Source organism: Paracoccus sp. M683 (genome assembly GCF_007096355.1).
Classification (GTDB): domain Bacteria; phylum Pseudomonadota; class Alphaproteobacteria; order Rhodobacterales; family Rhodobacteraceae; genus Paracoccus.
In genome coordinates, this window is record NZ_VKDF01000004.1 from 202217 (window position 1) to 215247 (window position 13031).

Genomic DNA, 13031 nt, shown 5'->3' on the forward strand with positions numbered 1-13031 from the left:
CCGCGCGAAAAGAAAGGGCCGCCCCTTCGGGCGGCCTTTCTAATTTGCGCGACATGTCGGCGGCAGGTCTACAGCTGCGTGACCACCCGTTCTTCATACAGCCGCCAGACATCCTTGGCATGGCAAAGCTCGGTCGCGGGCGTCATGCAGGCGGCCGAGGCAGCGGCGGCGCCAAGCGCCAGCGCCTGATTCACGGGCTGTCCCTGGGCCGTGGCCAACAGAAAACCCGCGACAAAGCTGTCGCCGGCGCCCACGGCGCTGACCACGGGCACACGCGCGGCCTCGGCATGCCAGCAGCCGTCGGCGCCGGCAATGACCGATCCATCCGCACCGCGCGCGACGATCACGGCATGGGCGACCCCGTCGCGCACCAGCCCGGCGGCGAAGGCGGCGCTGTCGCTGCGCAGCGGCAGATCGCGGCCGGCCAGGCCCTGCGCCTCGTGGCTGTCCATGCGCAGGATATCGACCGGCGTTGACGAGGCGGCAATGGCCCGCAGCGCCTCGCCCGAGGTATCGACCAGCAGCCGCGCCGCGCTGTCTTTCAGCCGCACGGTCAACATCTGCGCAAAGCCCGCCGGAACGCCGGGCGGGTTCGACCCCGACAGCACCACCCAGCCACCGGCGCGCGCGGCCTCGGCAATGGTCGACATCGCATCGGCCACATGGGCGCGGTGCCATTCCGGGCCGGGCAGCACAAAGCGATATTGCCGGCCACTGGCCCGGTCGGTCACGGCAAGCGATTGCCGCGTCTCACCCGGTGCGGTCAGGCGTGTGACACGCAGCCCGTCCTCCTTCAGCAATTCGGCGATCCGCATGCCCGTGGCCCCGCCAAGCGCCACCAGCGCCGTCGATTCCCCGCCCATGATCTGTATCGCGCGGCCGACATTGATGCCGCCCCCGCCCGGATCGACGACCGGCTTGTCGCAGCGCAGTTTCAGGTCCGGGCGCACCTCGTCGGCGGCAGTGGACAGATCCAGCGCCGGGTTCAGCGTGATGGTCAGGATGGGTTCCTGCGTCATTCCCACCACCGGTCGATCCTGGCGATATCCTCGTCCGACCAGCCGAAATGATGTGCGAGTTCATGCACGACGATATGGCCGATCAGATCGCCAAGCGTGACATTGCCGCGCGCGGCCCATTCATCCAGGATCGCACGCCGGTACAGCCAGATGATATCCGGCGCGCCCGGCTGATCCGCGACCGATTTTTCGGTCATCGGGATGCCGTCGTAAAGACCGGTCAGTTCCAGCGGATCGTCGATCTGCAATTCATCCAGAATGTCATCGGGGGCGAATTCGGCCACTTGCACGGCCACCTGCTGCGCCGGGCCGGCAAAGGCGGCGGGCAGGGCGGCCATGGCGGCGCGGGCCACCGCCTCGATCTCGGCGGTGTCGGGGGCGGTCAGATCGGTCCAGTCGGGCATTCGTTACCTCGCATGTCTTACCCCCTCATATGGACAAAATCCGCCCATTGTGAAAGAGCGGGCAGGAACAGGAGACCGCCATGACCACCACCCGCTTCGCCCCGTCGCCGACCGGCCACATCCATGTGGGCAACCTGCGCACCGCGCTGTTCAACTATCTGATCGCGCGCAAGGCGGGGGGCACCTTCATCCTGCGGCTGGACGATACCGACCAGGAACGCAGCAAGGAAGAATATGCTGATGGCATCAAGCGCGATCTGGAATGGCTGGGCCTGAACTGGGACCGGGTGGAACGTCAGTCGCTGCGCCTTGACCGCTATGCCGAGGCCGCCGACCAGCTGCGCGCCAATGGCCGCCTCTACGAGGTGTTCGAAACGCCCACCGAACTGGACCTGAAGCGCAAGAAGCAGCTGAACATGGGCAAGCCGCCGGTCTATGACCGCGCCGGGCTGAACCTGTCGGATGCCGAGAAAGACCGCCTGCGGGCCGAGGGCCGCGAGGGCTATTGGCGTTTCAAGCTGGATCAGGAACGCATCGAATGGGTCGATGGCATTCTTGGCGATATTTCCATCGACGCCGCCTCGGTCAGCGATCCGGTGCTGATCCGCGCCGATGGGCAGGTGCTGTATACCTTTGCTTCATCTGTTGATGATACCGATATGGCGGTGACCGACATTGTGCGGGGTGCCGACCATGTGACCAATACCGCGACCCAGATCCAGATCATCAAGGCCATCGGTGGCACGCCGCCGCGTTTTGCGCATCATAGCCTGCTGACCGGCGCGCAGGGCGAGGAGCTGTCGAAACGCATTGGCGCCCTGTCGATCCGCGACCTGCGCGAGGCGGGCGTGGCGCCGCAGGCGTTGCTGTCGATGATGGCGCGTCTGGGGTCAAGCCAGCCGGTCGAGTTGCGCATGTCGCTGGACGAGATCGCCGATGGCTTCGATCTGTCGCAATTTGGCGCCTCGCCCACCAAGTTCGATGCCGAGGATCTGTGGCCGCTGACCCGCGAGCGCAACCAGCATCTGCCCTATGCGCATGTCAAGGATCGCATCGCGGCACTTGGTGTCCCGGCCGACATGGCGGAACGGTTCTGGCGGGTGGCCAGCCATAACATCACCAAGCTGGACGATCTGGGCGAATGGTGGCGCATCTTCCATCAGGGTGCCGAGCCGCAGATTGACCCCGAGGATGCGGATTTCGTGGCCCAGGCCATGACCCTGCTGCCGCCGCCGCCCTATACGGATGCGACCTGGGGGGAATGGACGGCCGCCGTGAAGCAGGCGACGGGCCGCAAGGGCAAGGGCCTGTTCATGCCGCTGCGCAAGGCTTTGACCGGGCAGGGATTCGGTCCTGAAATGGCTGATGTGATGCCGTTGTTGCAGGTGGTCAAGGCGCGGGGATAAGCCGGCATGACCGTCGCCGAGCTGTATCGACAGAGGGTTGCCGACGGCAAGCTGCGCGCCGATCCCGCACAGGAAGCAATCCTGCCTGCTCTGGATGGGCTGCTTGCCGATCTGGGCCGCGCGCCAGCGCCGAAAACCAATGGCGGCTGGCGCGGCTGGTTTGGCGGCGGGCAGGCGGCGGGTCCTGCGGCTGCGGGGCCTTTGGGGTTGTATCTTTGGGGCGGGGTCGGGCGCGGCAAGTCCATGCTGATGGATCTGATCGTCGAGGCGGCCCCCATCGAGGCCAAGCGCCGGGTGCATTTCCACGAATTCATGCAGGAAATCCAGTCCGGGCTGGAAGCGGCGCGCAAGCGGGGCGATCAGGACACGGTGCGCCCTGTGGCCAAGGCGGTGGCAAAGACCACCCGGCTGTTGTGCTTTGACGAGATGCAGATCACCGATATCGCCGATGCGATGATCGTGGGGCGCCTGTTCCAGACCCTGTTCGATGAGGGTGTGGTGATCGTCACCACCTCGAACCGGGCGCCGGATGATCTGTATAAGCACGGGCTGAATCGACAGCTGTTTCTGCCCTTCATCGAGCTGATCCACGAGAAGATGCAGGTGATCGAACTGCTTGGTCCGACCGACCATCGGCAGGGGCGCTTGACCGGCGGGCAGGTCTGGTTCCATCCCGCGGACGCACAGGCACATGCCGCGATGGATGCGATCTGGGCCGATCTGACCGGCGGGGCTGAAGCTGCGCCGCAGGTGATCGAGGTCAAGGGCCGAACGGTCGAGCTGGCCGAATGCGTCGGTCGCGTCGCCCGCGCGAGTTTCTGGGAATTATGCGGCCAGCCTCTTGGCCCGGCCGATTATCTGGCCATTGCCAGGGCAGTCGATGTGCTGCTGATCGACGGTATCCCGCGACTGACGGCGTCGAACTATAACGAGGCAAAGCGGTTCGTGACGCTGATCGACACGTTATACGAGGCCCGCGTGCGCCTGATCGCCAGCGCGGCGGACGAGCCGGAGCAGCTGTATAACGAGGGCGAGGGCAGCTTCGAGTTCGAGCGCACGGCCAGCCGGTTGCGCGAGATGCAGGACGCGGCCTGGGGCGCCAGCGCCGGCTGATCGCCGGGGTGGTGTTACACCCTGGTCTTGCGCGCGCGCAGCAGGGCTTCGACCTCGTTGCGTTTCAAAAAGGGACGGGCCGGGCGCATCGGGTTTTCACCGCGTTCCAGACCAGGGAATGCCTGAAGCAGCGATTGCCTTGCCGGTCCGGTCAACATGCGGATCGCCATCGGGCCAGGAAAGAAGGTCTCCATCGGGGCGCCTTCTGCCTGAATGATCTGATGATCCGCGCAGGCGATATGAACCAGCGTGAAGGGCTTGCCGTTTTTGACAATGCTGACGCCATCGGCGCCGGCCGCCTGAAGATGCCGGGCGGCAACCAGGACTTCTGTGCCTGTGGCGTCGCGCATCAGGATCCGATGCTGTCCCGAAACCTTGACCGCCCGTCGCGGCAGGCCCGCGCCAAGCGCGTCTGGCGCGATGCGGATCGGGCGCAGATCGGGATTGATGTCCAGCCGTGCGGTGGAGACTTCGCTTTGGGCCACCCAGACCAGCGGCTGTGGCCCGTGATCGCGGGTCAGGACCAGATCCCCGGCTTGCAGATCTTCGACGGCTTTCTCGCCATCGGGCGTCGCGATCATGGTTCCGGCAAGAAAGCAGATGTTCAGGTCATCGAATCTGACCTCGAACTTGTTCTGAACCAGGGTATTCAGCAGCGGCTGAACATTGGTGCCGGCGGTATAGAGATCATCCGTGTAAAGCGTGCCGTCCGATACATTGCCGGTCTTGGTGCTGACCCAAAGCCCCGGCTGCGGAGCGCCGTCGATCGTCCCGCGCAGCTTTCCGGGCACCCCGCCGGTGGCATCGGTCCATTCCTTCGTGTCGATGATGCCGTCATCGTCCTGGTCGACGATGCGGATGGTGGTCAGCACCGAATCGGCCTGAACAACCCCGCCAATGACGCGCGTGGCATAGACTTGCAGAATATGCGTTTTAGGCACGACCACTTCCCCTGTAGACGAATGGGTTCAGTTATTGCCGCTCAATCTGCATCACGCGAATGGAATAGTTGTATATAATAATCAATGCGCGACTGTGCCAAACGGCCGGTCGCGATTCAGCCGGGCCCGGCCGTCAGCTGTTTTCGCGCAGGACCCGGCCAGCCAGATAGAGCGATCCGCAGATCAGGATCCGGCTTTCGGGCGAGGCCGTCGCGATGGCGCGGATTGCCGTTTCGGCATCGGGGGCGGTCCGGGTTGCCAGGCCGGCTTCCTGCGCGGCGTTTGCCGTGTCCTCGGCGGGCAGAGTGTTCGGCTCGCCGGGAATGGCGATGGCGGTCAGGCTGTCGGCCTGCGCGGCGAGCGGGCGCATATAGCCCAGAACGTCCTTGGTGTTCAGCATGCCGCAGACCAGATGCGTCGGGCGCCGTGGCATGGCGGCCAGCGTCGCGGCCACGGCCTGCCCGCCGGCGGGGTTATGGCCACCATCCAGCCACAGTTCGGCATTGGGACCGGCGGCCTCGACCAACGGGCCCTGCGTCAGCCGCTGCATCCGGGCGGGCCATTCGGCGCGGGTCACGGCGGCGCGGGTCTGGTCAGCGCTGGCGCCAAGGGCGCGCAAGGCAGCCAAAGCCGTGCCCGCATTGTCGATCTGATGCGGCCCCGGAAGGTTCGGCAAGGGCAGGTCCAGCAATCCGTTTTCGTCCTGAAAGACCAGCGAGTCGCGTTCCCGCCGTGCCGTCCAGTGCTGGCCGGACGCTGAAAGCGGCGCCATCAGCCGCGCGGCGCGGGCCTCGATCACCATCAGCGCCTCGTCATCCTGCGGGGCGACGATGCACGGCGTGCGAGGCTTGATGATGCCGGCCTTTTCGCCGGCGATCAGGGGCAGGGTGTCGCCCAGATATTGGGTGTGGTCGATGCTGACCGGGGTGATGACGGTCAGTCGGGGCGCGTCGATGACATTGGTGGCGTCCAGCCGGCCACCCAGCCCGACCTCTAGCAGGGTATAGTCGGCCGGCACGCGTGAGAAGGCGAGGAAAGCGGCCGCCGTCGTGATTTCGAAGAAGGTGATCGGGTGGCCCTGATTGGCGGCCTCGCATTCTTCCAGCGTGGTGGCCAGCAGGGTTTCGTCGATCAGCTGGCCGGCAAGGCGGATGCGTTCGTGAAAGCGCGCCAGATGCGGCGAGGTATAGGCATGCACGCGGGCGCCGCCGGCTTCCAGCCCGGCGCGGATCATTGCCTGGGTCGAGCCCTTGCCATTGGTTCCGGCGATATGGATGACCGGCGGGATGCGGCGTTCGGGGTGATCCAGCGCCGCCAGAAGGCGGTGCATGCGGTCCAGCGACAGGTCAATGACCTTGGGGTGCAGCGACATCAGGCGGTCGAGAATGGCGTCGGATTGGCTCATCGGTTCACCAAGCCGGGGGCCTTGCCCCCGGACCCCCAGGATATTTGGACACGGCTGATGATCAGGCGGTTTTCGCAGGCGGGGCCGTTTTTTCAGTTTCGCCCGGCGGCGGCAGGTCGCCCGCGACCGGGGCGGGCAGCCGACCAAGCAGGCGCAGGATCGAGATCAGTTCCGGCCGCAGCTGTTTGCGGTGCGTCACCCGGTCCAGCATGCCATGTTCCAGCAGATATTCGGCGCGCTGGAAGCCTTCGGGCAGTTTCTCGCGGATGGTCTGTTCGATGACGCGGGGGCCGGCGAAGCAGATCAGGGCGCCCGGTTCTGCAATCTGGATGTCGCCCAGCATGGCATAGCTGGCCGTGACCCCGCCCGTGGTCGGGTGGGTCAGCACGACGATATAGGGAAGGCCGGCTTCTTTCAGCATTTCGACGGCGACGGTGGTGCGGGGCATCTGCATCAGCGACAGGATGCCTTCCTGCATGCGCGCGCCGCCAGCGGCCGAGAACAGGACCAGCGGGCGTTTCAGTTTCACCGCGCGTTCGGCCGCCGCGATGATGGCATTGCCGACATACATGCCCATCGACCCGGCCATGAAGCTGAAATCCTGTGCCGCGGCGACGATGGGGGTGCGGCCGATCTCGCCCTCGGCGACCAGCATCGCCTCTTTCTCGCCGGTGGATTTCTGGGCGGCCTTCATCCGTTCGGGATATTTCTTCTGATCGCGGAATTGCAGCGGGTCGGCCAAAGGTTCGGGCACCTTGACCTCGATGAAGACGCCGCCGTCGAACAATGCGTGGAAGCGTTCGCGCGGGGTGATCGCCATGTGGTGATCGCAGCTGGTGCAGACGTTCAGATTGTCGGCCAGTTCGCGGTGAAACAGCATGGTTCCGCATTCGGGGCATTTGGTCCACAGGTTTTCCGGGACCTCGCGGCGTGAGAACAGCGAATTGATCCGGGGACGGACATAGTTGGTGATCCAGTTCATCGCGGCAGCCCCTGTCAGCATTTCCTGTGGCATTTTGCGTTCCAGATAGGGCTGAAGGCGGGGAATTGCAATCGCCGGCGCGGCGATGGAAGATGCGGGCATGTGGCCGACTGCCTTATTGTTCATGCATAATGTTGCCGCGCTTGCGGTTGTGGCGCGGGTCTTGATTCGCCCCAGGATGGAGCCGTCCGTCCGGCTGGCCTGGATCATGATCGTCGAGGCGGTGCCTCTGGTCGGAATCATGGCCTATCTGCTGTTCGGCGAGGTGCGGATGAGCACCGCCGAGGTGCAGAAGATGGCCGATGTGCGCGACCGGCTGACCGGATTGCGCCGGCCCAGCCCGAACACGATCGAACATCCTCCTCGCCGGTTGGAGCCGGTCTTTGCAGCCAACCGCTCGGTCGGGGGGCTGCCTGCGGTGGATGGCAACCGGATGGAATTGCTGCCCGAGGGTGATGACGCCATCGACCACATGATCAATGCGATCGACAGTGCCCGCGATCATGTGCATATCGTCTTTTATATCTGGCTTGATGATCACAGCGGCACGCGCATGGCACAGGCGGTCGAGCGGGCGGCTGCGCGCGGCGTGGCGTGCCGGGTTATTGTCGATGCCCTTGGGTCGCGGCAATTCGTCCGCTCGGATCTGTGGCGGCGGTTGCAGGCGGCCGGGGCGGAATGCGTGACGGCCTTTCCCTGGGGTATCCCGCTGATCAGCATGTTGTTTCAGCGGCTGGATCTGCGCAATCACCGCAAGATCATGGTGGTCGATAACCGCATCGCCTTTACCGGCAGCCGGAACTGTGCCGACATGGCTTTTGCCGTGAAGGCGAAATATGCGCCCTGGGTCGATATTCTGATGTCGGCCGAGGGGCCGGTGGTGCGGCAGTTGCAGGGCGTCTTTCTGTCCGACTGGATGAGCTATACCGGCCGCGATCTGGGCGAGATGCTGGTCATGGTCGATGCCGTCGATGAACCGGGTCTTGCCGCGCAGGTGGTGCCGACGGGGCCGGACCGGCGGGCGGGCAGCATCTCGGACTGTCTGGCGACGATGATCCTGAATGCCCGGCACGAGGTGGTGCTGACCACCCCCTATTACGTGCCCGACATGGCGCTGGATGCCGCGATCCGTGCCGCCGCCCGTCGCGGGGTCGAGGTGACGATGATCCTGCCCGCGCGCAACGATTCCGTCATCGTGGGCGCCACCAGCGAGGGTTTCTATTACGGGTTGCTGCTTGCCGGCGTGCGGCTGCATCTGTTCCAGCCCGGTCTGCTGCATGCCAAGATCGCCACGGTCGACCGGCGCTATGCCATGATCGGCAGCGCCAATCTGGATCGCCGCAGTTTTGAACTGAATTACGAGGTCAACATGGCCATCTATGACCGGCAAATGACCGAAGAGCTGAACCTGCGTCAGGCCAGCTATATCGACCGCTCGGTCGAGTTGACGCTGGATCAGGTGCGCAACTGGGGCATGCTGCGCCGCATTCGCAACAATCTGCTGGCGCTGGCCTCGCCGCTGCTGTGAGGCGACATGCCCTTGCCCCTGCTGTCGCGGGCAATTAAGCCAAGAGCAGCCATATTCTGCCAGCTTGAGGGTCCGCCATGTCGTCCAACCGCCGCTTTGACAAATCCAGGCTTCCCAGCCGTCATGTCACCGAAGGGCCCGAGCGCGCGCCCCATCGCAGCTATTTCTATGCGATGGGCATCAGCGAGGAAGAAATCCACAGCCCCTGGGTCGGCGTCGCGACCTGCTGGAACGAGGCTGCGCCCTGCAATATCGCACTGAACCGTCAGGCTCAGTCGGTCAAGCAGGGCGTCAAGAAGGGCGGCGGCTGCCCGCGTGAATTCACCACCATCACCGTCACCGATGGCATTGCCATGGGGCATGAGGGGATGAGGTCGTCTCTGGCCAGCCGCGATGCCATCGCCGACACGGTCGAGCTGACGATGCGCGGCCATTGCTATGACGCGCTGGTTGGCCTTGCGGGCTGTGACAAGTCGCTGCCGGGGATGATGATGGCCATGGTGCGGCTGAATGTGCCTTCGGTCTTTATCTATGGCGGGTCGATCCTGCCGGGCAAGCTGAACGGCAAGGACGTGGTCGTGCAGGATGTGTTCGAGGCCGTTGGCCAGCATGCCGCCGGCAATATGTCCGATGCCGAGCTGGAGATCCTGGAGCGCGTGGCCTGCCCAAGCGCCGGGGCTTGCGGCGGGCAGTATACGGCCAACACCATGGCCTGCGTCAGCGAGGCGATCGGCCTGGCGCTGATGAACAGTTCAGGTGCGCCCGCGCCTTATGAAAGCCGCGATCAGTATGGTCTGGCCTCGGGCGAGGCGGTGATGAACCTGATCGAAAAGAACATCCGTGCCCGCGACGTGGTCACGCGCAAGGCGCTGGAAAACGCCGCCCGCGTGGTGGCCTGCACCGGCGGGTCGACCAATGGCGGGCTGCACCTTCCGGCCATCGCCCATGAGGCCGGGATCGACTTTGACCTGTTCGACGTGACCGACATCTTCCGCGACACGCCCTATTTCGTGAATCTGCGTCCGGGTGGCGAATATGTTGCCAAGGACCTGTTCGAGGTGGGCGGCGTGCCCGTCGTCATGCGCGAATTGCGCAAGGCCGGGCTGATTCACGAAGATTGCATGACCGCATCGGGCCGCACCATGGGCGAGGAACTGGACCTGATCCAGCGTGAAGCCGATGGCAAGGTTATCCACCCGGTCGAAACCCCGATCACCCCCACCGGCGGCGTTGTTGGCCTGAAGGGCAATCTGGCGCCCGACGGGGCCATCGTGAAGGTCGCCGGGATGAGCACGGCCGAGCAGGTGTTCACCGGCCCGGCCCGCGTTTTCGAATGCGAAGAAGAGGCCTTTGCCGCCGTGCAAAAGCGCACATACCAGGAAGGCGAGGTCATCGTCATCCGCAATGAGGGGCCGGCGGGCGGCCCCGGCATGCGCGAGATGCTGTCGACCACCGCGGCCCTGTCGGGGCAGGGCATGGGCAAGAAGGTGGCCTTGATCACCGATGGGCGTTTCTCGGGCGCAACGCGCGGCTTCTGCGTGGGCCATGTCGGACCGGAATCCGCTCATGGCGGGCCGATCGCCTTGCTGAAGGATGGCGACATGATCACCATCGACGCGGTGAAGGGTGAAATCAGCGTGGCCCTGTCGGATGAGGAATTGGCCAGTCGCAAGGCCGCCTGGAAGGGCGCGCGCAAGACCGACTATGCCAGCGGCGCGCTGTGGAAATATTCGCAACTTGTCGGTGGGGCGCGTTACGGTGCGGTGACCCATCCGGGTGCCGAAAAGGAAACCCATATCTATATGGACCAATAGCAAAGGGAAGACAGCGCGTGACGATGCGGCCAAGGTCATGGTTGTCCCGGTTCCGGCGCGAACGCGGCGCCCGCGAATGGTCGCGGGTCGCCGATGGCGCGGCCGGGCTGGGCGCGGCCGACCGCCGCAGCCTGCAACCCGAGGCCCATGCCCTGCGCCAGGATCTGAACCGCTTTCTTCAGATCACCCGGCCCTCGGTGCGCCTGTCGCAGGCCGCGCTTGATGCGCTGCCTCTGCCGGCGGGAACGGATTGGCAGTGGCGACCGGGTTTTCTGTCGCGGCCTCTGTCCCCTTCGGGCATGGTCTCGCCTGAAAACGGTCAGGTTCTGGGTGATCAGGTCACGCTGTGGCATGACTGCGCCAAGCGCGCGCTGATCCTGCGGCAATTGCCCAATGCAGAGGTGACGGCGCTTGCCCGCTATGGGATGACGCTAGAGGTGATGGGGTTCACTGGCGGCTTTCTTTCGCTGGCGGTGGATCTGCCTGCGGATGCGATGCATGGCTTGTCGCCGGCACATGTGCTGCGGCTGGAAACCATGTTGCAGCCTGAACGGCCGCTGCCGATCTATGCCCGGCTGAACATCACCCATGGTCCCAATACCGAAGGCATCCTGCGCGAGATCGACATGCGCGGCGCGGGGCCGCAGGTGGTCGAATTCGATCTGGCCGGCATCGAACTGAACGAGAACCGGCTGGAAAAGATCTGGCTGGACCTGATTTTCGAGAAGCCGCAGATGAACGCGATCTCGATCCGGGAATTTATTGTCTCGCGCCATCCGCGTGCGAATTTCTGACGGGCATTTCTGACGAGTCTGACGGTTTGAATGATGACTGATTTTGAAGACCATGGCCTTTCGGCCGGAATCTGGTCCGGCGTGCTGCGTCGGGAAAACGCCCCGGCACGTGTCCTGTTGACCCATCTGGGCCGTCCCGTGGCCGAGGCGCAGCTGTCACCCGCCGCCGATGGCGAGTGGCGCGTCAGTGCAGGTATTTCGTCGGATCTGCTGTCGGATGGCCTGCAATGCTTTCTGCTGATGGCCGAGCCGCCCGAGGCCGGGCCTGAAGGGGCGGGGGCCGAGCATCTGGCCAGCCTGACGGTTCTGGCCGGCGTTCCACTGGATCAGGACATCCATGCCGAGGTGGAATTGCTGCGCGCCGAGATCGACATGCTGAAGCGCGAAATGCGCCGCCTCGCCACGCGGGAAGCTTAGACGGGTTCCTTGTGAATCGGCCCGGCCCGGCCTATATCCCCCTCTCGCATCTGAACCCGAGGTGGCCATGTCTGATCTGCAAACCCCTTATTACCTGATCGACAAGTCCCGCCTGCGCGCGAATATGGAAAAGATCGCCTGGCTGCGCGAACACTCGGGCGCCAAGGCGCTGCTGGCGCTGAAATGCTATGCCACCTGGTCGACCTTTGATTTCATGCGCGATTTCATGGATGGCACCACCTCGTCCAGCCTTTACGAGCTGCGCCTTGGGGCCGAGGAATTCGGTCGCGAAACCCATGCCTATTCCGTGGCCTGGGCCGATCACGAAATTGACGAGGCCATCGGCTATGCCGACAAGATCATCTTCAACAGCCTGGGCCAGTTGGACCGTTTCGGCGACAAGGCCCGCGCCAAGGGCATTCAGGCCGGTCTGCGGCTGAACCCGCGCTTTTCCACCAGCGGCTTTGATCTGGCTGACCCCGCGCGCCCCTTCAGCCGGCTTGGCGAATGGGACATGCCCCGGCTGGAAGCCGCGCTGGATCGGATCAGCGGCGTCATGATCCATTACAATTGCGAGAACGGCGATTTCGACCTGTTCGACCAACAGCTTTCACGGATCGAGGCTGAATTTGGTGGCTTCCTTGACCGGCTGGACTGGGTCAGCCTTGGTGGCGGCATTCATTTCACCGGCGAAGGCTATCCCTTGCAGGCGCTGGCCGACCGGTTGCGCGCGTTTTCGGAAAAGCACGGCGTTCAGGTCTATCTGGAACCGGGCGAGGCCAGCATCACCGGCAGCGCCAGCCTTGAGGTCAGCGTGCTGGACCTGATCCATAACGGCAAGGATGTAGCGGTGGTCGACAGCAGCATCGAGGCGCATATGCTGGACCTGCTGATCTATCGCGAGACCGCCAAGCTGCCGCAGGCGGGCGGGCATGAATACCAGATTGCAGGCAAGACCTGCCTTGCGGGCGATATTTTCGGCGATGCGCGGTTCGACCGACCGCTGGCCATCGGCGACCGGATCAGCATCGCGGATGCGGCTGGTTACACAATGGTCAAGAAAAACTGGTTCAACGGTGTGGCGATGCCCGCCATCGCCATCAGGGAAGAGGACGGAACGGTCCGCACCGTTCGGCGGTTCTCGTATGACGACTACAAGGGCAGCCTGTCCTGACGGCAGGTGCACCCCCAACCTCTGCCACCGGGAA

At 64.5% G+C, this 13031-nt stretch carries 12 protein-coding genes; 7 read left to right on the plus strand and 5 right to left on the minus strand.

Going from position 1 to position 13031, the window contains the following annotated elements:
- Window positions 1-68 precede the first annotated feature (68 nt).
- Window positions 69-1019, minus strand: coding sequence for a 1-phosphofructokinase family hexose kinase (locus FNJ84_RS07670; protein ID WP_143792473.1), 951 nt, complete (start codon window positions 1017-1019; stop codon window positions 69-71).
- The gene (locus tag FNJ84_RS07675; protein WP_143792474.1) at window positions 1016-1423 is read right to left on the minus strand and encodes a metallopeptidase family protein; all 408 of its coding nucleotides are present in this window, start codon (window positions 1421-1423) and stop codon (window positions 1016-1018) included. Before FNJ84_RS07675 ends, FNJ84_RS07670 begins: the two co-directional genes overlap by 4 nt.
- Before the next feature lie 80 nt (window positions 1424-1503).
- Between FNJ84_RS07675 and gltX the strand changes: the two genes are divergently transcribed.
- Both gltX and zapE read left to right on the plus strand, forming a co-directional pair.
- A complete protein-coding gene (gene gltX, locus FNJ84_RS07680) occupies window positions 1504-2829 on the plus strand; it encodes a glutamate--tRNA ligase (protein ID WP_143792475.1) in 1326 nt (441 codons plus the stop codon).
- Window positions 2830-2835: 6 nt separating this feature from the next.
- Window positions 2836-3942, plus strand: a complete 1107-nt coding sequence (gene zapE, locus FNJ84_RS07685) for a cell division protein ZapE (RefSeq protein WP_143792476.1) — start codon at window positions 2836-2838, stop codon at window positions 3940-3942.
- Window positions 3943-3956: 14 nt separating this feature from the next.
- Here the strand turns inward: zapE and FNJ84_RS07690 are convergent, their stop codons facing one another.
- From FNJ84_RS07690 to accD, 3 genes are all read right to left on the minus strand, one after another.
- On the minus strand, window positions 3957-4883 hold the full coding sequence (locus tag FNJ84_RS07690; RefSeq protein WP_143792477.1) for a Hint domain-containing protein: 927 nt from the start codon (window positions 4881-4883) through the stop codon (window positions 3957-3959).
- Between the two features lie 133 nt (window positions 4884-5016).
- A complete protein-coding gene (locus FNJ84_RS07695; RefSeq protein ID WP_143792478.1) occupies window positions 5017-6288 on the minus strand; it encodes a folylpolyglutamate synthase/dihydrofolate synthase family protein in 1272 nt (423 codons plus the stop codon).
- Window positions 6289-6349: 61 nt separating this feature from the next.
- Window positions 6350-7270, minus strand: a complete 921-nt coding sequence (gene accD, locus FNJ84_RS07700) for an acetyl-CoA carboxylase, carboxyltransferase subunit beta (protein WP_143793018.1) — start codon at window positions 7268-7270, stop codon at window positions 6350-6352.
- Window positions 7271-7394: 124 nt separating this feature from the next.
- Between accD and cls the strand changes: the two genes are divergently transcribed.
- The 5 genes from cls to nspC all read left to right on the plus strand — a co-directional run bounded on the left by cls (window position 7395) and on the right by nspC (window position 12997).
- A complete protein-coding gene (gene cls, locus FNJ84_RS07705; RefSeq protein WP_255471099.1) occupies window positions 7395-8798 on the plus strand; it encodes a cardiolipin synthase in 1404 nt (467 codons plus the stop codon).
- A 77-nt stretch (window positions 8799-8875) separates the two neighbouring features.
- Entirely contained in the window at window positions 8876-10612 is a 1737-nt protein-coding gene (gene ilvD, locus FNJ84_RS07710; RefSeq protein ID WP_143792480.1) for a dihydroxy-acid dehydratase, read from the plus strand.
- Between the two features lie 23 nt (window positions 10613-10635).
- Entirely contained in the window at window positions 10636-11406 is a 771-nt protein-coding gene (locus FNJ84_RS07715; RefSeq protein ID WP_255471100.1) for a DUF6478 family protein, read from the plus strand.
- A gap of 33 nt (window positions 11407-11439) precedes the next feature.
- Window positions 11440-11823, plus strand: a complete 384-nt coding sequence (locus FNJ84_RS07720) for a hypothetical protein (protein WP_143792482.1) — start codon at window positions 11440-11442, stop codon at window positions 11821-11823.
- 67 nt (window positions 11824-11890) lie between these two features.
- Window positions 11891-12997 (plus strand): carboxynorspermidine decarboxylase, encoded by a 1107-nt coding sequence (gene nspC, locus FNJ84_RS07725; RefSeq protein WP_143792483.1) that lies wholly within the window; start codon window positions 11891-11893, stop codon window positions 12995-12997.
- Window positions 12998-13031 lie beyond the last annotated feature (34 nt).